The sequence below is a fragment of the Sphingomonas sp. 2SG genome, assembly GCF_005503285.1.
Taxonomy (GTDB): domain Bacteria; phylum Pseudomonadota; class Alphaproteobacteria; order Sphingomonadales; family Sphingomonadaceae; genus Sphingomonas; species Sphingomonas taxi.
This window is the reverse complement of the sequence record NZ_SCMZ01000003.1, coordinates 17,305-43,197: the sequence shown is the minus strand read 5'-3', so window position 1 is coordinate 43,197 and position 25,893 is coordinate 17,305. Positions and strand designations below refer to the sequence as shown.

The window sequence follows — 25,893 nt, the reverse complement described above, 5'->3', positions numbered from 1 at the left end:
AGCGGCGATTACGCGACCCAGGCCATCTGCGAATAGTCCCGCCAGAGCATCCGGGTATCGCACGTGCGGCCTAGGCTCGTGGCGAGTCGCGCGACCTCCCCTGCCAGCTCGGCGCGCGGCGTGACGTCGAAATGCGCGAGCCATGCCAGAAACGGCTTGCGCCAGATCGCCGGCCAGCCCGACTGCGTGCCGAAGTCCACCACCACCAACCGTCCCATGTCGCGCGTCACCGCCAGCCCCTGCGCCAGCGCCTCCCGCCATGGCGGGATCATCGACAGCGTGTAGCTGAACATCACGCGATCGAACCGCGCCAGCCCGAACAACATCTGCGAATCGAAACCGGCGGCATCGCCCTGCGCCAGCACGATCCGGTCCGACAGGCCGGCGGCGGCGACGTTGGCGCGTGCGGTGGTCAGCATCGCGGCGGAGATATCGATGCCGTAGAGCCGGACGCCGGGCCAGGCGCGGGCCGCGCGGATGAGATTGCGTCCCGTGCCGCAGCCGATCTCCAGCAGCGTACCGCCCGCATGCAGGTCGAGCCCGTCGATCAGCCGATCCCGCCCGAACAGATAATATTTGCGGGTGAGATCGTAGATATGTCGCTGCCCGCCGTAGATGCGATCCATCCGGCTGGCATGGTCCCGCTCAATCATCGGCGAGCACGTAGAGATGGACGCCGCCATAGATCGCCGACCGGTCCTGCGCGGTGAACCGACGCGACGCCTCCGCCTGATAGCGCCAGCGCGCGACGATCGCGTCGGGAACGCGGCCGGGGATGATGTCGGCCTCGCCGGCGGTGCGGAACAGGATGCGCGCACCGGGCCGCGCGGTTCGGGTGATCTGCGCCCATAGCTCGCCGAGCTGTTCGTCGGTCATCCAGTCCTGCGCGTCGAGCAGGATATAACGGTCGCGCGATGCGGCGGGCAGGCCGGCGAGATGTTCGGTCATATTGGCGTGGCGGAGATCGACGCGGCCGACGCGGGCGACGATCGCGTCATAATGCTCCGCTTGCAGATAGGGCGGCAGCGGCGCGGCGGGTCCCTCACCGTAACGGCGGCCGAACGCCTGCCAGGCGAAATAATTGTCGCGCAGGTCGAAGCCGCAGGCGAGCTTTTCCAGCCGCTGGCGCAGCACCGCCGCCATCCGTCCGTCGCCGGCGAGCGCCTCGAACTGCGCCGGCGGGATGCCGAGGCCGAACAGCGAGGCGGGCTGGTCGGTCAGCCATTTGACGAAGCCGCGGTCGAACACCGGCGCGAAATCGCGTTCGAAGATGGCGCGCTGCTCCTCGATCGTCTCGGCTTCGAGCAGCAGTCGCGGATCGACGCCGTTGAGCCTGGCGAGCAGATGCGCCGCACCGATGAAGCGGCCGAGCAGCCCGCGCTTGTGAACGCCGCTGGCGAAACCGGCGATCCGGCGCCGGCCGCTGAGATCGCGCCCTTCCCAATAGCGGCGCGTCGGCTCGTCGATATGCGGACGGATATGCCGTTCGTACGCCGCGAGATTGTCGCGGCTGGCGGCGTGCCCGAAGAAGCGGTGGAAGCTCGCATGATCGGGCAGATGGCGGGCCGCGGCGAGCTTGAGCGTGCCGAGCGCGATATGCGCGGTGTTGAGGTCGACCGCGTCGATCGCCTTGGGGTCGGCGGTCAGATAGGACAGCATGTTGCAGCCGCCCGAGGCGATGGTGACGACATGGCTGTCGGGCGTGATCGCCAGCGCCGCCATGTCGACCACCGGGTCTTCCCAGATCTGCGCATAGACGAGGCCGCGGAACGCCCAGGTGAAGGCGCGTTCGAGCAGGCCCTGTCTGGAAAGATGGCCGTGCCGCTGCATCGCGGCTGCCACTGCCTTTTGCGTTCCGCTCATCGTTCCGCCCCTGATTGTCCTGGGGCGGGCCCATGCGCCGCCAATGTGACGGCGCATGGTCGGTTGCGCGATGCTATCGTGACAGCATCACGCCGCTTCGGTCACCTGCGGTGCCGATCGACGCACGCCGGCATCGACATGGTCGTCGAATTGCGCGAAATTCTCGACGAACAAATCGACGAGTTTCGCGGCGGTGGCGTCATAGGCGGCGGTATCCGCCCAGGTGCTGCGCGGGTCGAGGATCGCGCCGTCGACGCCCGGCACCGCGACCGGCACCTGGAAGCCGAAATTGGGATCGGTGCGGAACTCGCCGTGCTTGAGGCTGCCGTCGAGCGCGGCGTTGAGCAGCGCGCGCGTCGCCTTGATCGGCATGCGATGACCGACGCCATATTTGCCGCCGGTCCAGCCGGTGTTGACCAGCCAGCAATCCACCCCGCCCTCGGCGATCCGCTCCTTGAGCAGATTGCCGTAGACCGAGGGATGCCGCGGCATGAACGGCGCGCCGAAACAGGTCGAGAAGGTCGCGTCGGGCTCGGTGACGCCGATCTCGGTGCCGGCGACGCGCGCGGTATAGCCCGACAGGAAATGGTACATCGCCTGATCGGGGGTCAGCTTGGCGATCGGCGGCAGCACGCCATAGGCGTCCGCGGTCAGCATCACGATGTTCTTGGGCACCCCGCCCATATTGTCGCGCGAGGCATTGGGGATGAAGTCGATCGGATAGGCGCCGCGGCTGTTCTCGGCGAGGCTGTTGTCGTCGAGATCGAGCTGGCGGGTGACCGGGTCCATCACGACATTCTCGAGCACCGTGCCGAAGCGCTTGGTGGTCGCGAAAATCTCCGGCTCGGCATCGGGCGACAAGCGGATCATCTTGGCGTAGCAGCCGCCCTCGAAATTGAACACCGCCGTGTCGGACCAGCCGTGCTCGTCGTCGCCGATCAGCGTGCGGCTGGCATCGGCGCTGAGCGTCGTCTTGCCGGTGCCCGACAGGCCGAAGAACACCGCGGTCGCGCCGTCCGCGCCCATGTTGGCCGAGCAATGCATCGGCATCACGCCGCTCTTCGGCAGCAGATAGTTGAGCAGGCCGAACACCGACTTCTTCATCTCGCCGGCGTAGCGGGTGCCGCCGATCAGGATCAGCTTCTCGGTGAAATTGACCGCGATCACCGTCTCGCTGCGCGTGCCGTGGCGGGCGGGATCGGCGCGGAAGCTCGGCAGGTCGATGATCGTATATTCGGGGACGAAGCCCTGCAGCTCATGCTCCTCCGGCCGGACCAGCATCGTGCGGATGAAGAGGTTGTGCCAGGCAAGCTCGTTGACGACGCGGACGCGGACCCGGTTCTCCGGCTGCGAACCGCCGTAGAGATCCTGGACGAACAGATGCTCCTTGTCGCGCAGCGCGGCGAGGAAATCGGCCTTGAGCGCGGCGAAATGCGCCGGGTCCATGCCCTTGTTGGACTTGCCCCACCAGACGCTGTCCTCGGTCTCGGCGTCGCGGACGATGAACTTGTCCTGCGCCGAGCGGCCGGTGTGCGCGCCGGTTTCGACCACCAAGGGCCCGTCGGCGCTGAGCTTGCCCTCGCCGCGGGCGACCGCGGCCTCGACCAGCCGCGCGGTGACCAGGTTCCAGTGGAGATCGGCTCTCGTTTCGATAGACTGGCTCGCGAGACCTGCGTGCGGAATGCGCTCGTTCACGTACATCCTCCCAATGCGTTCGGCCCGGCGCGCGCATCCTGGGGAGGGTCTGCACGCACGCCGGTGATCGGCCTGCGCATAAGCCAGCCGCGACGTAGCGTCAAATCGCCGCGCGACGGACGGTGGGTCGTTACGGGACGGAATGATGGCCTTTCCGGCGTTTGTGAGCCGCTACACAGGGGAGACGATCCTCAGGTTGAGCCTCGCGCCGCTTTGCCCTACCGCAGGCCGATGATGCCGAGGGTCCCCCACGTATGACCGCGACGATCGCGCTGGTCGACGACGACCGCAATATCCTGACCTCGGTCTCGATTGCCCTGCAGACCGAGGGGTTCCTGACCCGCGTCTATTCGGACGGCGAGACTGCGCTCAAGGCGCTCACCGACAATCCGCCCGATCTCGCCATCTTCGACATCAAGATGCCGCGGATGGACGGACTCGAGCTGCTGCGCCGGCTGCGCGAGAAGAGCCAGATCCCGGTGATCTTCCTGACCAGCAAGGACGACGAGCTCGACGAGGCGCTCGGCCTGGCGATGGGTGCGGACGATTATATCGCCAAGCCGTTCAGCCAGCGGCTGCTGATCGCCCGCATCCGCGCGATCCTGCGCCGGACCGAGGTCGCCGCCACCACGGCGGAGGATCCGGCCGCGACCGGCAGCGAACCGCTGGTGCGCGGGCGGCTGTCGATGGACCCGGCGCGGCATCGCACCACCTGGGGCGGCGAGCCGGTGACGCTGACCGTCACCGAATTCCTGATCCTCGAAACGCTCGCGCAGCGGCCGGGCATCGTCAAGACGCGCAACCAGCTGATGGATGCGGCCTATCAGGACGACATCTACGTCGACGACCGCACCATCGACAGCCATATCAAGCGCCTGCGCCGCAAGTTCCGCGGCGTCGATCCCACCTTCGACGCGATCGAGACCCTGTATGGCGCCGGATACCGATTCTCCGACGAGTGAGCCGCGGCCGGAGGGCGGCGATCTCGCGCTGCGCTGGTCGGGGCAGATCTCGCTCACCCGCCGCATCCTCGCGGTCAACATCATCGCGCTGCTGCTGCTCGCCGGCGGCTTCTTCTATCTCGATTCGTATCGCAGCCGGATCGTCGACAGCCGCGTCGCGCAGGCGGCGCGCGAGGCGCGGCTGATCGGAGAGGCACTGGCGATGGTCGCCCCCGACCAGCGCGACGACCTGCTGCTGCGGCTGACACGCGACACGAACGCGCGGCTCAGGGTGTTCGACGCGACGGGGCGGACGATCGTCGACAGCCGCGCGCTGGGATCGCGCAACGCGGTGCTGCTCGATCCCGACAAACAGGCGTGGGACCAGGTGGTGGCGCGCTGGCTCGACGCCGGGATCGACATCATCGTCGGCGCGGCGCGTGCGCCGCTCTACCGCGAGCGGAGCGACGGGCGGCAATGGCCCGACGTGCGGCGGGCGCGTACCGGGCTGAGTTCGGCGAGCGTCTGGCGTGCGCCCGACCGCACGCCGGTGATCACCGCCGCGGCGCCTTTGCCGAGCGGCGGCGTGGTGATGACGACGATCAACGCGCGCGACATCACCCAGACGGTTCGGATCGAGCGCTTCCGATTGAGCCTCGTGCTGCTGCTGGTGACGATCGTGTCGGTCGCGCTGTCGCTGTTCCTCGCGCGGACGATCGTACGGCCGTTGCGCCGGCTGGCGCGGGCGGCGGTGCGGGTGCGCCTCGGCCGGGCGCGCGAGGTCGTCGTCCCCCGTTTGCCCTCGCGCCGCGACGAGATCGGCAGCCTGGCGCGTGCCCTCTCCGACATGAGCCTCGCGCTGCGTGCGCGGATCGATGCGACCGAGGCGTTCGCCGCCGACGTGACGCACGAGATGAAGAACCCGCTCGCCTCGCTGCGGTCCGCGGTCGAGGGGCTCGACGCGGTCAGGGACCCCGACTTGCGCGCGCGGCTGCTGTCGATCGTCCGCGACGACGTCCATCGGCTCGACCGGCTGATCACCGACATCTCCGAGGCGTCGCGCCTCGACGCGCAGCTCAGCCGCGCCAAGTTCGAGGCGATCGATATCGCGGCGATGATCCGCGCGCTGGTCGGCCAGCGGCTCGCTCGCGAGGTCGAGCGCGGCGTGCGGCTGCGCTTCGATCATGCCGGGGCGCCGCTGGTGACGCTCGGCGAGGGCGCGCGGCTCGAACGCGTGTTCGACAATCTGATCGACAACGCCCTCTCCTTCTCGCCCGACGGCGCGCTGATCGCGATCGCGGTGGCGCGCGAGGGCGACGATCTCGTCGTCCGCGTCGAGGATGAGGGGCCGGGCGTACCCGAGGAAGCGCGCGAGGCGATCTTCCGCCGTTTCCAGTCGATCCGCCCCGAATCGGAAGCGTTCGGCCAGCATTCCGGCCTCGGCCTCGCGATCGCGCGGACGATCGTCGAGGCGCATCAGGGCAGCATCGCGGTCGAATCGCGCGAGGACCGGTTGGGCGGTGCGCGCTTCGTCGTCCGCCTGCCGCTCGTTGCCGAATGATCGCGCGCGAACGCCGCCACGCGACCTGCGTCGCGATCCATGGCCGCGCGGTGCTGCTCGAAGGGCCGCCGGCGGCGGGCAAGTCCGACCTCGCATTGCGGCTGATCGATCGTGGCGCGATGCTGGTCAGCGACGACCAGACATTGCTGGTGCGCGACGGTGCGGTGCTGCTGGCCAGCGCGCCGGCGACGATCCGCGGCCAGATCGAGGTGCGCGGGATCGGCATCGTCCGCATGGCCTCGGTCGACGACGTGCCGGTCGCGCTGATCGTCCGGCTCGACGGCGCGCCCGTCCGCATGCCAGAGCGGCAGCGGCGCCGGCTGGCGGGACTCGACGTGCGCGAGATCGCGCTCGACGCGTTTCACGCCGCGACGCCGCTCAAGATCGAATGGGCATTGCGTCAGCCCGAGGCGACACCGGAATGAGGTTCCTGCCATGACCAAGGACATATTGCTCGTCACCGGCCTGTCCGGCGCGGGCAAGTCGACGGTGCTCAAGACGCTCGAGGATCTCGGCTGGGAGGTGGTCGACAATCTGCCGCTGGTGCTGCTCGACCGGTTGCTCGACGCCCCGCTCGCCGCGGGGGCGGCGGACGACAGCCAGCCGCTGGCGATCGGCATCGGCGCGCGCACCCGCGATTTCGACCCGACGCGGATCGTCGAGCGCATCCGCTCGCTGCGCGACGATCATGGCCTCGATATCGGCATGCTGTTCCTCGACTGTTCGGGCGCCGAGCTGGAGCGGCGCTATTCCGAGACGCGGCGGCGCCACCCGCTCGCCCCCGACCGGCCGGCGGGCGACGGCATCGCGCGCGAGCGCGAATTGCTACGGCCATTGCGCGACTGGGCCAACCGGCTGATCGACACCACCGATCTCACCGCCAATGCGCTGGCGCAGCAGGTGCGCACGACCTTCGCCGGCCATGGGCGCGACGCGCCGGTGCTGTCGATCCAGTCGTTCGGCTTCGCGCGCGGGCTGCCGCGCAACGCCGATCTCGTCTTCGACATGCGTTTCCTGCGCAATCCGCATTGGGACCCGGTGCTGCGGCCCGGCACCGGGCTGGACGCCGACGTCGCCGCTTATGTGGCGGCGGACCCCGCCTATCCGGCGGCGATGGAACAGATCGGCAGCCTGCTCGAATTGCTGCTGCCGCGCTATCGTGCCGAGGGCAAATCCTATGTCAGCGTCGCGATCGGCTGTACCGGAGGGAGACATAGATCGGTCCATGTCACCGAGCGTCTCGCTGACCGGTTGCGCAAAGCGGGTTTTTCGCCCACCATTACGCATCGCGACCTCGGGGCCGCACCGCAGGACTCGCTCGAGGGGCCGCCGGCCAGCAAATGAGTAACGTATCTGAGATGATTGGCCTCGTTCTGGTGACGCACGGGCGGCTTGCGGAAGAATTCGTGACCGCGATGATCCATGTCGTCGGCCCGCAGGATCGCATCGCGACGATCTCGATCGGTCCCGATGACGATATGGAGGAGCGGCGCGCCGATATCGCCACCGCGATCGGCGCGGTCGATTCGGGGCGCGGCGTGATCGTGCTGACCGACCTGTTCGGCGGCACGCCGTCCAACCTCGCCATCTCGCTGATGGAGCGCGGCCGGGTCGAGGTGATCGCGGGGATGAATTTGCCGATGCTGATCCGGCTCGGCTCGGCGCGCAAGTCGATGAAGGTCGTCGAGGCGGTCGCCGCGGCGCGCGAGGCGGGGCGCAAATATATCTCGGTCGCCTCCGAAGTGCTCGGCGAGGCGGCGGCGTGAGCGACGAGATCGCCCGCACCGTCCTCATCACCAACAAGCGCGGGCTCCACGCGCGGGCGAGCGCCAAGTTCGTCACGCTCGCCTCGACCCAGCCGGTGGAAGTCAGGGTCAGCAAGGACGACGGCGCGGTGACCGGCACGTCGATCATGGGACTGATGATGCTCGGCGCCGCCAAGGGCGATTCGATCACGATCAGCGCGAGCGGCGACGGCGCCGAGGCGGCGGTCAGCGCGCTGTGCGAGCTGGTCGAGGCCAAATTCGGCGAAGATTGAGCTTGCGCTGACCGGCCGCTGTGCCGGAGGGGGGACCTATGCCCCGTGAGATCACCGCCTTTTCCAACCCCCTCGTCAAATATGCCCGCGAGCTGCGCGACAAGCGCCATCGCCGCGGCGCGCGCCAGTTCATGGCCGAGGGGCTGCGTATCCTCACCGAGGCGCGCGAGACCGGGCGGCTGCCGCGCATCCTGTTCTATGCGGCGGGCAATGCCGACCATCCTTTGGTCCATGCCCTGTCGATCGACGTCGAGATGGCGGGCGGCGAGTCGATCCAGACAACGCCCGACATCCTGTCCAAACTGTCGGGCAAGGACAATCCGCAGGCGGTGGTCGGCGTATTCGACGAGTTCGACCGGACGCTCGCCGATCTCGATCGGACCACGGCGAAGATCTGGCTGGTCGCCGAGCGGCTGCGCGATCCCGGCAATCTCGGCACGATCCTGCGCACCGCCGATGCGGTCGGCGCGGGCGGGCTGATCCTGATCGGCGAATGCGTCGATCCCTTTTCGGTCGAGGCGGTGCGCGCCAGTATGGGGGCGCTGTTCACCATTCCCGTCGTGCGAAGCGAGTGGGCGCCGTTCCTCGGCTGGCTGCGCGAGGGGCCGGGGCAACTCGTCGGGCTGAGCCTCGATACCGAGCATGATTATCGCGCGGCGCGCTACGCGGCGCCGACCTTCCTGCTGACCGGCAACGAGGCGCAGGGGATGCCGGCGGACTATGCCGCGGCGTGCGACCTGCTGGTCAAGATCCCGATGCTGGGCAAGGCGGACAGCCTCAACGCCGCGGTTGCAACGGCGGTGATGGCCTATGAGGTGCTGGCGCAGCTCGGCTAGGGCTCATCCTCGCGTCTTGCCGGGCAGCCAACATGGACGAGTTGGACGCCTTAATCAAAACGATCGAGCCCTATCATTTCGACATCTGCACCGATCAGAAAACAGCCATTCGGTACCACGACGGTCTCAAGTGGACATCAGCGCCGGATACGACCGCCGCATCAAAGCCTTGCCGATCGGCTTAGCCTCCGACCATGCCGCTGACCCGAATCGCGCCGCCACGGTTGACGATCCGGCCGGACACCATGCCGCTGATCCGCGCCCGGGCGCCGGCCTCGACATAGACGTCTCCTGCGACCATGCCGCTGATCCGGACATCGCAGCCAGAGCGAACGATCACGTCGCCCGCCACCATGCCGGACAGCCTGCCGTCGTGATCCATGATGACGTCGCCGTCGTGCATGCCCTTCATCGTCGCGACCCTATTCTGCCGCGTCGGGGAGGCGCAGCGCTTCCTCACCGTAGCGCGCCAACGCCTCGACGGGTTCCGCAACGCCGATCTCGCGCGCACCCGGCTCGATATTGAGGTCGCGGAACTTGCGCGCCGACACCAAGGCGCGGCTTTCGAAGCTCGAGACGAAATTGTTGTAATTGTTGACCGCCGTCGTCAGGCCGCCGCCGACCTTACGCAGATCCTCGCCGGCCTTGGCAAGCCGGTCGTAGAGTTCCTTGCCGAGCGCGCCGATCGCTCGGGCCTCGGTCGCCAGTTTCTCCTGCCGCCAAACCGCCGCCACCGTGCGCGCGATCGCGATCAGATTGGTCGGGGTGGCGAGCAACACCTTCTTGTCGAACGCATAGTCCCACAGGCCGGCATCGTGCTCCAGCGCGGCGGACAGGAAATGCTCGCCGGGAACGAACATCACGACATATTCGGGCGTGTCGTCGAACTGCGACCAATAGGCCTTTGCCGACAGGCCGTTGATATGCGCGCGCATCGAGGCGGCATGCGCGGTGAGACCGATGTGGCGCTCGCTCTCGTCGACCGCGCCGAAGGCGTCCTGATAGGCGTTGAGCGACACCTTGGCGTCGATGATCAGCGACTTGCCGCCGGGAACGCGGACGATCGCATCGGGGCGCAGGCGGCCCCCTTCCCCGTCGGCGACGCTGACCTCCATCGCGAAATCGGTATGTTCGGCGAGGCCGCAGGTCTCGAGCACGTTGCGGAGCTGCTGCTCGCCCCAGCGGCCGCGCGCCTTGGGCGCGTTGCGCAGCGCGTTGACCAATTTGGCCGCCTCACCCGAGACGCGTTCCTGACCGAGCCGCATCTGTTCGATCTGGCCCTTGAGATCGCCGAAGGCGTCGCGGCGTTCGGCCTCGACCTTGGCGACGCCCTCCTCGTAGCGGGCGAGACGGTCGTTGACCGGCTGGAGCAAGGATTTGAGGTTGGTGCCGGCGAGTTCCTCCGAATGGCGGAAGCGCGCTTCGGCGCGGTCGAGGAACGCCTTCTGCGCATCGGTCAGCGCCTTGTTGGCGAGGTCGTTGAACTGCGCCGCCATCTGCTCCTTGGCGTCGCGCATGTCGAGCAGGCGCGCTTCGAACGCCTCGACCTGCGCGCCGGTGCTGGCGAGCGCGGTGCGGGCGGCGTCGCGATCGGCGCGGATCGTCGCGAGTTCGTCGCGCAAGGCATCGAGGGTAGCCGCACGGTCCTCCGACTGGGCGCGCAGCGCGGCGAGGTCGCGCATCGCCTCGTTGCGCTCGCGCTCGACGGCGTCGCGGGCGCGGGCGACCAGTTCGGCGTCGGCGGCCTTGCTCTGCGCCACGGCGAGATCGGCCGCGAGGCTGCCTGCCTTGCGGTTGGCGAGCAGCGCGCCGACGAGCAGGCCCGCGGCCAGCGCGAGGATGGCGATGATGACGATCGTCAGGTCCACGTTCATTCCCTTTGGCGGCCGGCAAACCGCGCCGGCAGTCTTGTCGTGGCGAGGAACATAGATCGAACGTCGGGGGGAGGACAGTCCCTAAATACGGCAGACGGGATGCGAGAGGCTACCAAGGCGCGGCCCCTTCCTTCAGGGAGGGGGACTTGGCAAATGCCTTAGCGGCGCATCTTCGCCAGCTTCTTCATGACCATGTCGCGCTTCAGGCGGCTGATATGGTCGATGAAGAGCACGCCGTTGAGATGGTCGATCTCGTGCTGCATGCAGGTCGAGAGCAGGCCGGTGAGCTCTTCCTCGTGGCGCTCGCCCTGTTCGTCGAGCCAGCGGACGCGGCAGCTCGCCGGGCGGGCGACGTCGGCATATTGTTCGGGGATCGACAGGCAGCCTTCGTTGTAGCTGCTCGTCTCTTCGCTGACCGAGAGGATTTCGGGGTTGATATAGGCGTGGGGCGCCTTGATCGGCTTGTCGTCCTCGTCCTTCTCGTCCTGCAGGTCGATGACGAGGATGCGGCTGTCGATACCGACCTGAATTGCGGCGAGGCCGATGCCGTTGGCGTCGTACATCGTATCGATCATGTCCCGGACGAAGGCGCGCGTCTCGTCGGTGACCTGCTCGACGGGCTTGGAGATCAGGCGCAGGCGCGGATCGGGGACTTCGACGATGGGGAGGACTGCCATGCCCGGTCAGCTAGGTGGCGAGGAGTTTGGCGTCAAGTTCGAGCGTAGTCCTCCCCGGCACGGGGAGGAATTAGACCGGACGTCGCGCGCGCAGCGCCTGCGCGAGCGTGCCTTCGTCGAGATAATCCAGCTCGCCGCCGACCGGCAGGCCGTGGGCGAGCTGGGTCACGCGCACCGGGAAGCGCTCGATGCGGTCGGCGAGGTAATGCGCCGTCGTCTGGCCCTCCAGCGTCGCGTTCATCGCGAGGACGACCTCGTCGATGCCGCCGCCCTCGATCCGGGTGACCAGTGCGTCGATCGCGAGATCCTCCGGGCGGATGCCTTCGAGCGCCGACAGCCGGCCGCCGAGGACGTGGAAGCGGCCGGGAAACAACCGCGAGCGTTCGAGCGCCCACAGGTCCGCCACTTCCTCCACCACGCAGAGCGAGCGCTGGTCGCGGCGCGGGTCGGCGCAGATCGCGCAGGGGTTGGCGGTGTCGACGTTGCCACAGGTGGCGCAGGTCTCGAGCCGTTCGTCGACCGCCTCGAGCGCGGCACGCAGCGGACCGAGCGCCGCCTCGCGCTTCTTGAGCAGATGCAGCACCGCGCGGCGCGCCGAACGCGGGCCAAGGCCGGGGAGGCGCGCGAGCGCCTGGGTCAGGGCTTCGATTTCGGGAGAGGCCATGACGGAACAGATAGGGGGTTGCGCCGTCGCCCGCCAGCGCGTTGAAGGCAGGCCATGCGGATCATCTTTATGGGAACCCCCGACTTCGCCGTACCGACGCTGGAGGCGCTGGTTTCGGCCGGGCATGACGTCGTCGCGGCCTATAGCCAGCCGCCGCGCCCCGGCGGGCGGCGCGGGCGCGAGACGGTCGCCTCGCCGGTGCAGCAGCGCGCCGAGGCGCTCGGGATCGCGGTGCGGCATCCGGTCAGCCTGAAGGGCGCGGAGGAGCAGGCGGCGTTCGCGGCGCTGGACGCGGATGTCGCGGTGGTGGCGGCGTACGGGCTGATCCTGCCGAAGCCGGTGCTGGCGGCGCCGCGGTTGGGGTGTCTCAACGTGCATGGCTCGCTGCTGCCGCGCTGGCGCGGGGCGGCGCCGGTGCAGCGCGCGATCCTCGCCGGCGATGCCGAGACCGGGGTCGGCATCATGCAGATGGAGGCGGGGCTCGATACCGGCCCGGTGCGGCTGGAAGGGCGCGTGGCGATCGATCGCAAGACCGCGGGCGAACTGACCGCAGAGCTGGCCACGCTGGGCGCGCGGCTGATGGTCGCGGTGCTCGGCGATCCGGACGCGCATGCGCCGGTGGCGCAGCCCGAGGAAGGCGTCACTTATGCCAGCAAGATCGACAAGGCGGAGGCGCGGATCGACTTCACGCGTAGCGCGGTCGAGGTCGAGCGACTGGTGCGCGCGATGCACCCGGCGCCGGGGGCGTGGTTCGAGATCGCGGGCGAGCGGGTCAAGGTGCTCGCCGCGGACGTGCTGCCGTTCAGCTTCCCCGGCGGCGAGGGGACGACGGTGGACGATGCGCTGACGATCGCCTGCGCCGACGGCGCGATCCGGCCGACGCTGGTGCAGCGCGCCGGGCGCGGTGTGACGAGCACGGCGGAGTTGCTGCGCGGCTTTCCGGTGCGATCGGGCACGCAGCTTTGACGCGGTTCGCGCTGACGGTGGAATATGACGGCCGGCCGTTCATGGGCTGGCAGCGGCAGAAGCATGGGCCGAGCGTGCAGCAAGCGCTGGAGGAGGCGGTTTTCGCGGTGACCGGCGAGCGGACCGCGGTGCATGCGGCGGGGAGGACCGATGCCGGGGTGCATGGGCTGGGGATGCGCGCGCATGTCGATATCGGCAAGGATATCGCGCCGTTCCGGTTGATGGAGGCGCTGAATGCGCGGGTGCGGCCGGCGCCGGTGGCGGTGCTCGATTGCGTCGTGGTGGCGGACGACTGGCATGCGCGGTTTTCGTGTCTGGGGCGGGCGTATGACTATCGCATCGTCAACCGGCGCAGCCCGCTGACCTGGGAGGCGGGGCTGGCGTGGCAGGTGCCGCAGCTGCTCGATGCCGACGCGATGGCGGCGGCCGCGGCGGTGCTGGTCGGGCGGCACGACTTCACCACATTCCGCTCGGCGCATTGTCAGGCAGACAGCCCGGTGCGGACGCTCGATCGGCTGTCGGTGACGCGGGCGGGTGAACGGATCTCGATACGCGCGGCGGCGCGGTCGTTCCTTCACCATCAGGTGCGCTCGATGGTCGGGTGTCTGGCGCTGGTCGGTATGGGGCGCTGGTCGGTGGACGACGTGCGGGTTGCTTTGGAGGCGCGGGACCGGGCGCGTCTGGGGCTCAACGCGCCGCCGGACGGGCTATTCTTCGTGTCAGCGGTATATTGAGTTCACGCGGAGGCGCGGAGGCGCGGAGATCCCGCCCTTGGCGCAAGTTGCGCGATCGGGAGACGTTGGCGTTTGTGGCTGCCGCGAGCGGGAGCTGGCGACGATCGTTGATCTGGCCGCGGGCGCAACATCTCCGCGCCTCCGCGCCTCCGCGTGAACCATTCTTCTTTTCAGGCCGATGATGGTTTCGCGCGAAGACGCGAAGACGCGAAGGTGTTGCGATCGGGATAGCTGGGGCGCGTTCCCCATGCGGCGCATTGTCTTCCGGTCGCTTCGGTCGCCGCTTGGCGGGGCCTCGTCGCGTCTTCGCGTCTTCGCGCGAAATTACCGCACGAAGCGGGCCGCGAGTTCGACGTGGGTGGACCAGCGGAACTGGCCGACAGGCTGCACCCAGTCGATCCGCCAGCCGCCGTCGATGAGCAATTTCGCGTCGCGGGCGAAGCTCGACGGGTTGCACGAGACGTAGCCGATCACCTTCGCCTGACAGGTGGCGAGCGCCTCGGCCTGATCGCGGGCGCCGGCGCGCGGCGGATCGATGACGATCGCGTCGAACCGGTCGAGCTCGGCCACCGTCAGCGGGCGGCGGTAGAGATCGCGGTGTTCGGTGAAGACGGGAAGCTGGCCCCTGCCCGCCGCCGCCTTGAGCGAAAAGAGCGCGTCGCGCGCGCCCTCCGCCGCGTAGACGCGTGCCGGCAGTGCGAGCGTGAACGTGCCGAGGCCGGCGAACAGGTCGGCGATCGTCGTCGCGCCGCTCGTCGCCTCGCGCATCGCGGCGACGAGCGCGTCCTCGCCCTCCTGCGTCGCCTGCAGGAATGCGGCGGGGGGCAGCGGCACCGGGTGGCCGCCGAGCGTGATCGTCACCGGCTGCGGCTCCCAGCGGGTCTCGGCGCCGATGCCGCTGTCGAGCGTGAAGCGCGCGATGCCGTGGCGTTCGCAGAAGCTCGTGATCGCCTCGGCGGCGGCGAGGCCGTCGGCGGTGAGGTTGGTGACCATCACGTCCGGACCCTGGTCGGACAGGGTCAGGTGGACGTCGCCGCGCCGCTTGAAGCCGAGTTTCTGGAGCAGGGTGCGCAACGGGCCGACGACCGCGAACAAGGCGGGCGCGAGGATATGGCATTCGCGCATGTCGACGATCGCATGGCTCTTCTCGGCGGTGAAGCCGAGCGTGACGCGGCCGCCCTTCCCCTCCGCATGCAGCGTCGCGCGGCGGCGGGTGTTGGGCGGCGAGACGAGCGGCGGGCGCAGCGTGGCGGTCAGTTCCTGACCGTCGAGCGCGCTGGCGACGCGGTCGGTGACGAAAGCGGCATACGCGTCGTCGTCGAGATGCTGGAGCTGGCAGCCGCCGCAGTCGGGGAAGTGGCGGCAGGGCGGCGCCTGATGGTGCGGACCGTGGGTCAGCGTGCCGTCGTCGTTGAGCAGGTCGCCGGGCGCGGCGAAGGCGGCGTGGCGGCCATCGGCGGTGACGCCGTCGCCGCGCGCCGCGACGCGCAGGATCGTATCGGTGGAGGTCATGCGCCGGCTCTGGCCGGGGTGAGCGCATTTGCCAAGTCGTCGGCGATGAAGCTTTTCCCTGCGATCCGCGCGGCGCGGGCGTGGAGCCAGACACCGGCGTCGGCGGCGGCAAGCGGATCGGCATGGGGTTGCGCGAGCTGTGCGGCGATCGTGCCGGCGAGGACGTCGCCGGTGCCGGCGGTCGAAAGCCACGGATTGCCGGCGGGGTGGACGCGCGCGCTGGTGGCGTCGGTGACGATCGTCGTCGGGCCTTTGAGAACGACGATGGCGGCGGCGCGGGCCGCGGCGCGGCGCGCCTGATCGATCAGAGCGCCGTCGGGGGTGCCGAAGAGCGCGCGGAACTCGCCGGCGTGGGGGGTGAGGACGACCGGATTGCGGCGGTCGCGCAACGCGTCCGGGTCGAGCAGGTGGAGCGCGTCGCCGTCGATGACGAGCCGGTGCGTGTCGGCGGCGATCAGCGCGGCGAGCCGCGCGCGTGCCTCGTCGTCACGGCCGAGGCCGGGACCGATCAGGATCGCGCCGATGCGGTCGTCGGCGATCGCTTCGGGGTCGTAGGGGCGGTGGACGATCGCGTCGGGACCGCCCTGCCCGCTGCCGCCGTAGAGCGCGACATAGCCCGCACCGCTGCGCAGTGCGGCGACGGCGGCGAGGCGGGCGGCGCCTTCCATTGCCCCCGTGACGATCGCGACCATGCCGCGGGTATATTTATGCGAGGCGGGGCCGGGTTGCGGCAGCGTCGGCCGGCGGGCGACGGCGACCGTATCGAAGCGGTCGATAGCGAGGTCGATCAGGCGGACGGTGCCGCAGGCGGCCGCGGCGGGGTGGAGGACGTGCGCGGGTTTGAGCGCGCCGAGCGCGAGCGTCAGCGTGACGGGGTGGTCCGTGGCCCAATCGGGGGCCCGGGCGCTGTCGGCGTCGGTGCCGCTGGGCAAATCGGCGGCGATGACGAGGCGCGCGGCGCGCGACAGGCGGGCAAGCGTCGCGTCGATCGTCGGTGCGAGCGGACGCGTCATGCCGGTGCCGAACAGGCAATCGATCAGCACCGGCGCGGGTGCGGCGTCGGCGAGCGGCTCGATCGGGCCGGTCCAGCCGGCGCGCGCGGCGATGGCGGCGTCGGTTTTCGGCGGGGCGCCGGCGGCGACGCGGACCGGGTGGCCGAGGCGGGCGAGCGTCGTCGCGGCGACATAGCCGTCGCCGCCATTGTTGCCGGGGCCGCAGACGACGAGAACGTCCGCGCCGGCGGCGAGGCGCCGCGCGGCGGCGGCGATGCCCTCCCCCGCCCGCTGCATCAGCGCCGTGACCGACGTGCCGGCGGCGACCGCGGCATCTTCCGCGGCGCGCATCTGCGCGGCGGTGAGGATCGGCTGGCCGTCGATCGCGATCATTGGGCGGGCTTGATCGTCGCGGGGAGACGAAAGCGATCGGTGCCAAGCGCGACGTCGATCACACCCGGCTCGGGGATCGTGACCTTCGCTGGTTCGGCACCGTCCGCCGCGACCACGCCGCGGCCGTCGCGCGTCACCAGCAAACGGTGAAAGCCGCCATCCGCATGACGCACGGTGAGGATCAAGCCGCGTTCGCTCTGCGTCTGCTCGACGGTGCAATCGCGCTTCAGCGACTCCCCGTCCCGCGCACAAAGGATGTTACCGTCGTCCTCTGCCGCCTCGGCCTGCGCCGATTCGACCTGCGCCAGCGTGTTGCCGTCGGCGCGCGGATCGCTGCACGCGGCGAGGAGCAGCAGCGTCGCCCCCGCCGCGCCGCGATCAGATATCCGCATAGACGTGCGTTTCGGCCTTGGCGCCGGGATGGGTGACAGCGCCCTGCCAGGCAGGACCGACGTTCTGGGCATAGCGCCACAATGCGCCCGAGCCGTAATCGTTCACCCGCGGGCGCCACGCGGCGCGGCGCTCGGCGAGCACGGCATCGTCGACCAGCAGGTCGATCGTGCCCGCCTCGGCGTCGATGCGGATCGTGTCGCCGTCCTCGACCAAGGCGATCGGGCCACCCTCGGCGGCTTCGGGTCCGACATGGCCGATGCAGAAGCCGCGCGTCGCGCCCGAAAAGCGACCGTCGGTGATGAGCGCGACCTTCTCGCCCATGCCGAGGCCGTAGAGCGCGGCGGTGGTCGACAGCATCTCGCGCATGCCGGGGCCGCCCTTCGGCCCCTCGTAGCGGATGATGAGCACCTCGCCCTCGTTGATGCTGCGCGCCTCGACAGCGGCGAAGCAATCCTCCTCGCAATCGAAGACGCGCGCCGGTCCCTCGAACTGGAGGCGGTGCATGCCGGCGACCTTCACGATCGCGCCATCGGGGGCGAGGCTGCCGCGCAGGCCGACGACACCGCCGGTCGGGCTCAATGGCGTGGCGACGTCGTAGATGACCTTCTGGTCGGGGTTCCACGTCACCTGATCGATGTTCTCGCCCAGCGTACGCCCGGTGACGGTCATGCAATTGCCGTCGAGCAGGCCGCCGGCGAGCATCGTCTTCATCAGCATGTAGACGCCGCCCGCCTCGTACATGTCCTTCGCGACATACCGCCCGCCGGGCTTGAGGTCGGCGATATACGGCGTCGATTTGAACGCCTCGGCGACATCGAACAGGTCGAAGTCGATGCCCGCCTCGCTCGCCATCGCCGGCAGGTGCAGCGCGGCGTTGGTCGAGCCGCCGGTGGCGGCGACGACGCGGGCCGCGTTGATGAACGCCTCGCGGGTGCAGATGTCGCGCGGGCGGAGTTGCTTGGCGACCAGCTCCATCACCTGCGCGCCGGCGGCGACGGCGATCTGCTCGCGCGTCGAATAGGGTGCGGGGACCATGTTGCTGTTGGGCAGGCTGAGGCCGATCGCCTCGCCGACGCAGGCCATGGTGTTGGCGGTGAACTGGCCGCCACAGGCGCCGTGACCGGGACAGGCGACCTTTTCGAGTTCGTGGACCTCCGACAGCGGACAGGCGCCGGCGGCATATTTGCCGACCACCTCGAACACGTCGACGACGGTGACGTCGCGGTCGTGGAAGCGGCCGGGCAGGATCGAGCCGCCGTAGACGAAGATCGACGGGATGTTGAGGCGCAGCATCGCCATCATCATGCCGGGCAGCGACTTGTCGCAGCCGGCGAAGCCGACCAGCGCGTCGTAGCAATGGCCGCGGACGGAAAGCTCGACCGAATCGGCGATCACCTCGCGGCTGACCAGCGACGCCTTCATACCCTGATGGCCCATCGCGATACCGTCGGTGACGGTGATCGTGTTGAAGCGGCGCGGCATGCCGCCGCCCTGGATCACGCCGGCCTGCGCGGCATCGGCCTGACCGTCGAGCGTGGTGTTGCACGGCGCCGAATTGTTGCCGGCGCTGGCAAGCGCGACGAAGGGCTTGGCGATATCCTCCTCGCCGATGCCCATGGCATAATAATAACTGCGATGCGGAGCGCGTTCGGGGCCGACGGAGACGTGACGGCTCGGCAGGCGGGACTTGTCAAACTGGGTCATGGCGACGCCCTATGTCGCGGGAGGCCCCTTCAACGCAAGCTTGTTACGCGTAATATCGGATGCGGGCGCGGCGCAGAATGCGGTCCTCAAGCGAAAAGTACAGCGATATCATGCCGTTCTCGATAATGGTCGAGGCGGCGAAGGCGATGTCAGTCTTGGCGCGATCCTCGGGCGGCGGCGGCAGGATGACGGGTTCGAGGCCGCGGCCGGTGACGTGCGCGAAGTCGGGCGAGAAACTGATCCAGCCGATCCGCCAGCGCGCGTCGAGCGTCGCGCCATTGTAGAACATCACCGGATCGGCACCGGGCAATTGGCAGACCGGGCCGGTGGAGAGGTGCCAATTGTCCCAGGAGTCGGCGCGTATCGGAAAGGGATCGGCGAGCGACGTCCACGGATCGCCGAGCATTTCGGCCCGGGCGATGCCGACGCGCGAGGCGCCGATACCGCGCTCTTCCGCAGCGGCATATTCGTAGAACAGGCGCCAGTCGCCCGCCGGGGTCTGCGCGAAGGTCGCCTCCTTGATATTGCCTTCGCCGGCCGGTGCGGCGAGCGCGACGCGGCGTTTGACCAACGTATCGAGCGAGGGGCCACTGGCGGCGATCAGCACGCCTTGCGAGCGGGCGGCGTCGACGCCGGTGTAATAGACGACATAGCTGCCGTCGTCGGCGATCAGCACGGTCGGGTCTTCGCAACCGCCCGCGTCGGCGTCCTGCGGATCGGTCCCCGGGGCGATGGCGAGTTGCGCGTCGAGCGTGAAATGGAGGCCGTCGTCGCTCCAGCCGCTGGCGATCAGCCCGGTCGGATCGTGCGGCCCGAGCGGATCGGGGACGCCGCGCACCAGCATGCGGTAGCGGCCGTGCTCCTGCCACACGAACGGGCTCATTAGGTCCATGCCGTCGATCGGCGAACCCGGGGCGATGGTGACGGTGTCGAGCGCTTCGACGGCGTAGGTGGGCATCGGGCGCTTCTTATGCGCCCTGCGCGATGACGAGCGACAAGGCGCCGTCGATCGTCACGGTGGTGCCGGTGATGTAATCGGCGGCGGGCGAAAGCAGGAAGGCGACGAGCGTCGCGACCTCGTCGGCGGTGCCGGCGCGGCCCCAGGGGATGTTCGCCTCCAGCTTGGCGCGATAGTCATGGTCCGCGACCGCATGCGCGTTCATCGGGGTCAGGATCATGCCGGGGGCGATGCCGTTGACCGCGATCCGCGACGGCGCCAGCTCGAGCGCCAGCGTCGCGGTGAGCTGGGCGAGGCCGCCTTTGGCCGAATCGTAATCGGCGCCGCCGGGGCGCGGCGCGCGCTCGTGGATCGAGGAAATGTTGACGATACGGCCGCCGGCCTTCACGGCCTCGGCCGCGCGGACGAAGCGGCGGCAGGTGAGGAACGGGCCGTAGAGGTCGGAGCGGATCACCCGGTCGAACTGGTCGAGCGGCATGTCGACCAGCTTTGTGCCCGCCATGTTGAGCCCGGCGGAATTGACCAGCCAGGTTGCGGTGCCGAAGCGCGCCTCGGCCTCGGTGAAGAGGGTCTCGACCGCGGCTTCGCTGGAGACGTCGCATTGGACGGCATAAGCGCAAGTTTCGCCGCCGGCCGCGGTCGCAACCCCCTCGGCTGCGGCGGCGTCGCGGAAATAGGTGAAGACGACGCGGGCGCCGGCCTTGGCGAGCGCCGCGACGCAGGCCGCACCGATGCCGGATTCCCCGCCGGTCACGATCGCAATCGGTTCGCCTGCCACGCCTGTTCCTTCCTGAAAGCCTGGACCGTCAATGCGATCCGCAGGGCCTTCGTTCCGGTGACAAATGCGTCATGCGCGGGGGCGCACCTGTCGCTTCGCGCGATCACCTCCCCGTGTTCCCGCGAAGGCGGGAACCCAGAGCCAAACAGAGTAACGTTCGGTAGCGCGCGACTCCTGGGCTCCCGCCTGCGCGGGAGCACTGGCAGGATTTGGCAGAGGCCCCGCTTTAGAGCGCTTCGAGGGCCTTCGCCACGCCGTCCATCGTGAACGGCTTCTGCAGCACCGGCCGGTCGCGGAATTGCGCGTCGACGCTGTCGTCGCTGCCGCCGGTGGCGAAGATGAAGGGGATGTCGCGCGCCGCCAACGCTTCGGCGATCGGCGTGCTCTTTTCGCCGCCGCGCAGGTTGACGTCGAGGATCGCGGCGTCGATGCCGCCGTCCTCGACCCGCGCCAGCGCCCCGGCGACCGTGTCGACGGTGCCGGCGGACGTCTTGTCCAGGACCTCGAGGAAATCCTCGAGCATCATCGCAATGAGGGGTTCATCCTCGACGATGAGGATCTGCGTAGGAGAAGCCATCCCGCGCCCTTACCCGCGGTCATTGTGCAATGCCAACATATGATTTCGCGCGCGGTGTCCCGTTCCGGCGGCGGAGCCGCGATCAGCGCCCGACCAGCACGTCCCTCGCCGCCTCGGCGAGCTGCTGCACGCTGAACGGTTTGGGCAGGAAGGCGACGTTGTCGAGGTCGATCGAGCGGCGCAATTGCTCCTCGGCATAGCCCGACATGAAGATGATCGGCAGATCGGGATAGCGGTCGCGGGCGTGGCGGACCATTGTCGGGCCGTCCATCGTCGGCATCACCACGTCGCTGATCAGCAGGTCGGGGCGACCGTTGCGGTCGAGCAGTTCGAGCGCCGCCTCGCCATTCTCCGCGGTCATCACGGTATAGCCCTGGCGGGTCAGCGCGCGTTCGGCGACGGCGCGGACCATGCCTTCGTCCTCGACGAGCAGGATCGTGCCGGTGCCCCACATCTCGACCGGCTTGGGGCTCGGCCGCGAGGCGGGGACGCGGCTGACAGTGCCGGCGGCATGGACCGGCAGGTACATGGTGAAGGTCGCGCCCTGCCCCGGCTTCGATTCGGCGAAGATCCAGCCGCCCGATTGCTTGACGATGCCGTAGACGGTCGACAGGCCGAGGCCGGTGCCCTTGCCGACCTCCTTGGTGGTGAAGAAGGGTTCGAAGATCTTGGGCAGGATCTCCGGGGGAATGCCGCCGCCCTCGTCGCTCACCACCAAAGCGGTGTAGTCGGCGACGGGCAGGATGTCGGACGCCATCGCGCGCACCTCGGTGGCGGTAACGGACTTGGTCTGGATGGTCAGCGTGCCGCCGCCGCCCGGATTGTGCGCGAGCATCGCATCGCGGGCGTTGACGGCGAGATTGACGACGACCTGTTCGAGCTGGCCCGGATCAGCGCGCACCGCCCCGAGATTGCGCCCGTGCGTGACGTCGAGGCGGATCTGTTCGCCCATCAGCCGCTTGAGCAGGTTGGAAACCTCGGCGACGACGTCGGGCAATTGCAGCGTCTGCGGCCGCAGCGTCTGCTGGCGGCTGAACGCGAGCAACTGGCGGGTCAGGCTGGCGGCGCGGTTCGAATTGGTGCGGATCTGCTGGATATCGTCGTAATCGCTGTCGCCGGGCGAATGGCGCATCATCATCAGGTCGCAATGGCCGATGATCGCGGTCAGGATGTTGTTGAAATCGTGGGCGACGCCGCCGGCGAGCTGGCCGACCGCCTGCATCTTCGTCGCCTGCGCCACCTCGCGCTTGAGGCGGCTTTCCTCGCTATTGTCCTTGAGGCTGAGCAGCACCGCGGCATCGCCGAGGCCGCGCGCGCCGGCGATGGTGAGCGCGACCGGCTCGTCGGGATGGCTCTTGAGCCGGACCGCCATGTCGGAGGAATGCGTCGCGCCGCCGGCGAAGCGGCGGATCGCATCGGCGACCGCGGCCTTGTCCTCGCGCACGACGAGATCACCCGGGTAGAGCGGCGGCGCCTTCGGCTCGACACCCGCAGCGCGGATGAAGGCGTCGTTCATCTGCAGGAACTTGCCCTCGCGGTCGACGAGCGCCATGCCGAACGGCATCAGGCTGACGAGGCTGCGCACGTGCGCCGAGGCCGAGGCGCCGATCGCCGGCGCGCTGTCCTCGTCGTCGAGCAGCGCGACGAGCACCGGGGCGTCCTCCGAATCCATGAAGGGGATCTGGACGACGCGCAGCGGCGTGCCGTCGAGCCCCTCGCGTTCGAAGCGGACGAGGCCGCGGCTGTCGGTAATCAGCAATCGCGCGAAGTCGCGCCCCTCCAGCCGCTCTCCGCCGCCGAGGGCGCGCTGGGCCAGCACCCGGTTGGCGGCGCGGACGCGGCCATCGGGGCAGATCAGCGCCGCCATCACGCCGGCACCGCCGAGGCGGTCACCGGTCGCCCCCTCGATCAGCGCCTCCGTCGAGGCGGCGACGTCCTGCTCTTCGGTCACGCTGAAGCGCCAGACGAGCATGTCGCCTTCGTCGCCGGCGCGGGTGATGCGCGCGCAGACGCGGTGGACGCCGACCTGCAGATTGCGGACGACGCCATTGCCCTCGCGCCAGGCGATGCGGCCGGCATTGCCGAGCAGGGCGACGCCGTCATTGTCGAGCGGCAGGCCGGGCGGGGTCGGGAAGCCGGCGAACAGCGCCTCATAGGCGTCGTTGGCGCAGACCAGTCGACCGGCGCGGTCCGTGATCGCCACGGCGTCGCTGCTCGCCTGCGCGACGGCACGGGTGAACTCCCAGTCGACCGCGCGCGCCTCGCCGGCGTGTTGTGGGGTCAGCAGGCGCCAGGCGAAGACCATGCCGGCGGCGATGATCCCGACCGCGAAGAACCCCGCCGCGGCGACGAGGCTGCCGACGACGGCGAGGATCAGTGCCGCCGCGGCAAGCGTGATCACGCCGGCGATCAACGCGGCGGTGCGGGTGGGGTTATCGAGGATCGGGGACGAGGCCATCTCCGCGCCGTCATCGCGGGATCGGGCCGGTCAGGTCAAGCGATTGGTAGCAGTCCGGCGCAGGAGTAAGCCGTTGCGGCGTATTGGTTCCTGTTTGGCATTGGCCAAATGTCCCTGCCGGCGGATTGACCGCCCATGGCGGCCTGCCGGACCCTTGGCCTTACGACACCCCCGCCATGCCGTCGTTGCGGCATGGCGGGACAGGACGCAGCTACCAGATGCGCACGCGCTGTTCGGGCGGCAGGACGATCTTGCCGGTCGGCGCCGGCTTGTAGGCGGCATACCAGGGGTCGAGGTTGCGGACGACCCAGGTGCGCTGCTGCGACGGGCTGTGCGGATCGGTCATCAGCCGCTGCTTGAGATTGGCCTCGCGATAGTTGCGGCGCCAGACCTGCGCCCAGCCGAGATAGAAACGCTGGTCGCCGGTCATGCCGTCGATCACCGGCGCCGCGCGGCCGCCCAGCGACGTCTTGTACGCGTCATAGGCGACCGACAGGCCGGCGAGATCGGCGGTGTTCTCGCCGAGCGTCAGCGCGCCCTTCACGTGCATGCCGGGCAGCGGCTCATAGGCGTCATATTGCGCGACGAGCTTGCCGGTGAGCGCCTTGAACCGCGCCACGTCCTGCGGCGTCCACCAGTCGGTGAGCTGGCCCTTGGCGTCGTATTTCGAGCCCTGATCGTCGAAATGGTGGCTGAGCTCGTGGCCGATCACCGCGCCGATGCCGCCGTAATTGACCGCCGGATCGGCGTTGGGGTCGAAGAACGGCGGTTGCAGGATCGCGGCGGGGAAGACGATCTCGACCATGCCGAAATTGGCATAGGCGTTGACCGTCATCGGCGTCATGCCCCATTCCCAGCGCTGTAGCGGCTTGCCGAGATGGCCAATGTTATAGGCGTAGCGCCATTCCGCGCTGCGACGCTCGTTGCCGAAGGCGTCGCCGGGGACGATCTTCAGCGCCGAATAATCGCGCCAGCGGTCGGGATAGCCGATCTTGGGGGTGAAGGCGGCGAGCTTGGCATGCGCCTTGACCTTGGTTTCGGGCGCCATCCAGTCGAGCTTGTCGATGCGCGTGCCCATCGCCGCCAGCACGTTCTTGACGAGGCTGTCCGCCGCCGCCTTGGTCTCGGGCGGGAAATATTGCGCGACATAGACCTTGCTGACCTCGTCGGACAGCGCGCCGCTGGTGAAGCCGACCGCGCGCTTCCAGCGCTCCTCCTGCTGCGGCGTGCCCGAGAGCAATGTGCCGTAGAAGGCGAATTGCTCTTGATCGAAGGCGGCAGGCAGCACGTCGGCATAATTGTCGAGGCTGCGGATCAGCAGTTGATCCTGCAGCACCGCGACCGGAGCATCGGCGATCAGTCTGGCGATCCCGGCGATCGCCGACGGCTGGCTGACGTTGAGGCTGTCGACCGGCGTGCCGAGCGCTTTGAGGTAAGTGACGAAGTCGAAGCCCGGCGCGCTGCGCGCCAGATCGGCGACATTGGTCTTGTTATAGGTCTTGTTGGCGTCGCGGCTGTCGATCCGCGTCCAGCTGACCTGCGCGATCTGCGTCTCGAAATCGACCAGCGCCTTCGCGCGCGCCGCCGCATCGCGCTCGCCGGCGAGGGTGAACATCTTCGCGATATGTGCCTCATAGCCCGCCTTCTCCTTGGCGTTCTTGGCGTCGAGGTAATAATCGCGGTCGGGCAGGCCGAGCCCGGCCTGACGAACCCCGACGATATAGACTTCGGGGTTCTTGGCGTCCTGACCGACGCCGGTGCCGAAGGGCGTGCCGACGCCCTGCCTCGCCGCCTTGGCGATCAGCGTCGGATAGTTCGCCTTGGTCACCGCCTTGATCTCGGCGAGCCACGGCTTGATCGGGGCAAGGCCCTTCTTCTCGATTCCCGCGGTGTCGAGATAGGTCGCATAAGCGGTGCCGATTTTCGACCCGCTGGTCTTGGCGGCGGCTTCGAGGATGCCGCGGGTACGGTCGCGCGAGCGGTCGGCGAGCACATCGAACGCGCCGAAGCTCGACTTGTCGGCGGGGATCGCCGTGGTCTTCGCCCAGGTGCCGTTGGCATAATCGTAGAAATCGTCGCCCGGCGCGACCGCGGTGTTCATGCCGGCGGTGTCGAAGCCGTAGCTGCCGAGTTCGGGCTTGCCCGATGGTGCGGCGGGTGCGGGCGCGTTCTGCGCGTGGACGATGCCGGCGAGCGCCGAGGCGCCGAGCAGACCGGCGAGGAGGAAGGACTTCATGCAAGCTCCCGAAAACGAAGCCGCCGCCCGCTCGACTGGGAGC

25 protein-coding genes are annotated in these 25,893 nt (G+C 69.1%); 9 read left to right on the top strand and 16 right to left on the bottom strand.

The window, feature by feature from the left end:
* Nucleotides 1-8 precede the first annotated feature (8 nt).
* The 3 genes from FFS23_RS02325 to FFS23_RS02315 form a co-directional block, all read right to left on the bottom strand.
* On the bottom strand, nt 9-653 hold the full coding sequence (locus FFS23_RS02325) for a class I SAM-dependent methyltransferase (protein ID WP_137897293.1): 645 nt from the start codon (nt 651-653) through the stop codon (nt 9-11).
* On the bottom strand, nt 646-1,863 hold the full coding sequence (locus tag FFS23_RS02320) for a BtaA family protein (RefSeq protein WP_137897292.1): 1,218 nt from the start codon (nt 1,861-1,863) through the stop codon (nt 646-648). Before FFS23_RS02320 ends, FFS23_RS02325 begins: the two co-directional genes overlap by 8 nt.
* Before the next feature lie 87 nt (nt 1,864-1,950).
* Nucleotides 1,951-3,564 (bottom strand): phosphoenolpyruvate carboxykinase, encoded by a 1,614-nt coding sequence (locus FFS23_RS02315; RefSeq protein WP_249340486.1) that lies wholly within the window; start codon nt 3,562-3,564, stop codon nt 1,951-1,953.
* Between the two features lie 248 nt (nt 3,565-3,812).
* Here FFS23_RS02315 and FFS23_RS02310 point away from each other — a divergent pair, with 248 nt between their 5' ends.
* Genes FFS23_RS02310 through FFS23_RS02280 form a run of 7 tightly spaced genes read left to right on the top strand, consistent with a single transcriptional unit; the run spans nt 3,813 to nt 8,934 of the window.
* On the top strand, nt 3,813-4,520 hold the full coding sequence (locus FFS23_RS02310) for a response regulator transcription factor (protein WP_137897290.1): 708 nt from the start codon (nt 3,813-3,815) through the stop codon (nt 4,518-4,520).
* Nucleotides 4,489-6,060 (top strand): sensor histidine kinase, encoded by a 1,572-nt coding sequence (locus tag FFS23_RS02305; protein ID WP_137897289.1) that lies wholly within the window; start codon nt 4,489-4,491, stop codon nt 6,058-6,060. Before FFS23_RS02310 ends, FFS23_RS02305 begins: the two co-directional genes overlap by 32 nt.
* The gene (locus FFS23_RS02300) at nt 6,057-6,485 is read left to right on the top strand and encodes an HPr kinase/phosphorylase (RefSeq protein ID WP_137897288.1); all 429 of its coding nucleotides are present in this window, start codon (nt 6,057-6,059) and stop codon (nt 6,483-6,485) included. The genes FFS23_RS02305 and FFS23_RS02300 overlap by 4 nt, the downstream gene beginning before the upstream one ends.
* A 10-nt stretch (nt 6,486-6,495) precedes the next feature.
* Nucleotides 6,496-7,404, top strand: coding sequence for an RNase adapter RapZ (gene rapZ, locus FFS23_RS02295; RefSeq protein ID WP_137897287.1), 909 nt, complete (start codon nt 6,496-6,498; stop codon nt 7,402-7,404).
* 14 nt (nt 7,405-7,418) lie between these two features.
* The gene (locus tag FFS23_RS02290) at nt 7,419-7,826 is read left to right on the top strand and encodes a PTS sugar transporter subunit IIA (protein WP_038659276.1); all 408 of its coding nucleotides are present in this window, start codon (nt 7,419-7,421) and stop codon (nt 7,824-7,826) included.
* On the top strand, nt 7,823-8,098 hold the full coding sequence (locus tag FFS23_RS02285; RefSeq protein ID WP_137897286.1) for an HPr family phosphocarrier protein: 276 nt from the start codon (nt 7,823-7,825) through the stop codon (nt 8,096-8,098). Before FFS23_RS02290 ends, FFS23_RS02285 begins: the two co-directional genes overlap by 4 nt.
* Before the next feature lie 38 nt (nt 8,099-8,136).
* Complete coding sequence (locus FFS23_RS02280; protein ID WP_137897285.1) at nt 8,137-8,934, top strand: TrmH family RNA methyltransferase; 798 nt, start codon at nt 8,137-8,139, stop codon at nt 8,932-8,934.
* 181 nt (nt 8,935-9,115) lie between these two features.
* Here FFS23_RS02280 and FFS23_RS02275 read toward each other — a convergent pair whose 3' ends face one another.
* From FFS23_RS02275 to recR, 4 genes are all read right to left on the bottom strand, one after another.
* Nucleotides 9,116-9,346, bottom strand: coding sequence for a hypothetical protein (locus tag FFS23_RS02275; RefSeq protein WP_137897284.1), 231 nt, complete (start codon nt 9,344-9,346; stop codon nt 9,116-9,118).
* 10 nt (nt 9,347-9,356) lie between these two features.
* Entirely contained in the window at nt 9,357-10,808 is a 1,452-nt protein-coding gene (gene rmuC, locus FFS23_RS02270; RefSeq protein WP_502702109.1) for a DNA recombination protein RmuC, read from the bottom strand.
* A 158-nt stretch (nt 10,809-10,966) separates the two neighbouring features.
* Nucleotides 10,967-11,485, bottom strand: a complete 519-nt coding sequence (gene def / locus FFS23_RS02265; protein ID WP_137897282.1) for a peptide deformylase — start codon at nt 11,483-11,485, stop codon at nt 10,967-10,969.
* A gap of 70 nt (nt 11,486-11,555) precedes the next feature.
* Nucleotides 11,556-12,149, bottom strand: coding sequence for a recombination mediator RecR (recR, locus tag FFS23_RS02260; protein WP_137897281.1), 594 nt, complete (start codon nt 12,147-12,149; stop codon nt 11,556-11,558).
* Nucleotides 12,150-12,203: 54 nt separating this feature from the next.
* Here recR and fmt point away from each other — a divergent pair, with 54 nt between their 5' ends.
* On the top strand, nt 12,204-13,115 hold the full coding sequence (gene fmt / locus FFS23_RS02255) for a methionyl-tRNA formyltransferase (protein ID WP_137897280.1): 912 nt from the start codon (nt 12,204-12,206) through the stop codon (nt 13,113-13,115).
* On the top strand, nt 13,112-13,849 hold the full coding sequence (gene truA / locus FFS23_RS02250) for a tRNA pseudouridine(38-40) synthase TruA (protein ID WP_137897279.1): 738 nt from the start codon (nt 13,112-13,114) through the stop codon (nt 13,847-13,849). The genes fmt and truA overlap by 4 nt, the downstream gene beginning before the upstream one ends.
* A gap of 324 nt (nt 13,850-14,173) precedes the next feature.
* Here truA and FFS23_RS02245 read toward each other — a convergent pair whose 3' ends face one another.
* The 9 genes from FFS23_RS02245 to FFS23_RS02205 all read right to left on the bottom strand — a co-directional run bounded on the left by FFS23_RS02245 (nt 14,174) and on the right by FFS23_RS02205 (nt 25,850).
* Complete coding sequence (locus FFS23_RS02245; protein WP_137897278.1) at nt 14,174-15,361, bottom strand: class I SAM-dependent RNA methyltransferase; 1,188 nt, start codon at nt 15,359-15,361, stop codon at nt 14,174-14,176.
* Nucleotides 15,358-16,746 (bottom strand): NAD(P)H-hydrate dehydratase, encoded by a 1,389-nt coding sequence (locus tag FFS23_RS02240; RefSeq protein ID WP_137897277.1) that lies wholly within the window; start codon nt 16,744-16,746, stop codon nt 15,358-15,360. The genes FFS23_RS02245 and FFS23_RS02240 overlap by 4 nt, the downstream gene beginning before the upstream one ends.
* Nucleotides 16,743-17,138 carry a hypothetical protein gene (locus FFS23_RS02235; RefSeq protein WP_137897276.1) on the bottom strand — a complete coding sequence of 132 codons (396 nt, stop codon included), beginning with the start codon at nt 17,136-17,138 and terminating at the stop codon, nt 16,743-16,745. The genes FFS23_RS02240 and FFS23_RS02235 overlap by 4 nt, the downstream gene beginning before the upstream one ends.
* A complete protein-coding gene (gene ilvD, locus FFS23_RS02230) occupies nt 17,125-18,843 on the bottom strand; it encodes a dihydroxy-acid dehydratase (protein ID WP_038659242.1) in 1,719 nt (572 codons plus the stop codon). The genes FFS23_RS02235 and ilvD overlap by 14 nt, the downstream gene beginning before the upstream one ends.
* 43 nt (nt 18,844-18,886) lie before the next feature.
* A complete protein-coding gene (locus FFS23_RS02225; protein ID WP_137897275.1) occupies nt 18,887-19,801 on the bottom strand; it encodes a glycoside hydrolase family protein in 915 nt (304 codons plus the stop codon).
* Between the two features lie 10 nt (nt 19,802-19,811).
* Entirely contained in the window at nt 19,812-20,579 is a 768-nt protein-coding gene (locus FFS23_RS02220; RefSeq protein ID WP_137897274.1) for an SDR family NAD(P)-dependent oxidoreductase, read from the bottom strand.
* Nucleotides 20,580-20,805: 226 nt separating this feature from the next.
* The gene (locus FFS23_RS02215; RefSeq protein WP_038659233.1) at nt 20,806-21,156 is read right to left on the bottom strand and encodes a response regulator; all 351 of its coding nucleotides are present in this window, start codon (nt 21,154-21,156) and stop codon (nt 20,806-20,808) included.
* Nucleotides 21,157-21,238: 82 nt separating this feature from the next.
* Entirely contained in the window at nt 21,239-23,614 is a 2,376-nt protein-coding gene (locus tag FFS23_RS02210) for a hybrid sensor histidine kinase/response regulator (RefSeq protein WP_038659230.1), read from the bottom strand.
* A 211-nt stretch (nt 23,615-23,825) separates the two neighbouring features.
* The gene (locus FFS23_RS02205) at nt 23,826-25,850 is read right to left on the bottom strand and encodes a M13 family metallopeptidase (RefSeq protein ID WP_137897273.1); all 2,025 of its coding nucleotides are present in this window, start codon (nt 25,848-25,850) and stop codon (nt 23,826-23,828) included.
* Nucleotides 25,851-25,893 lie beyond the last annotated feature (43 nt).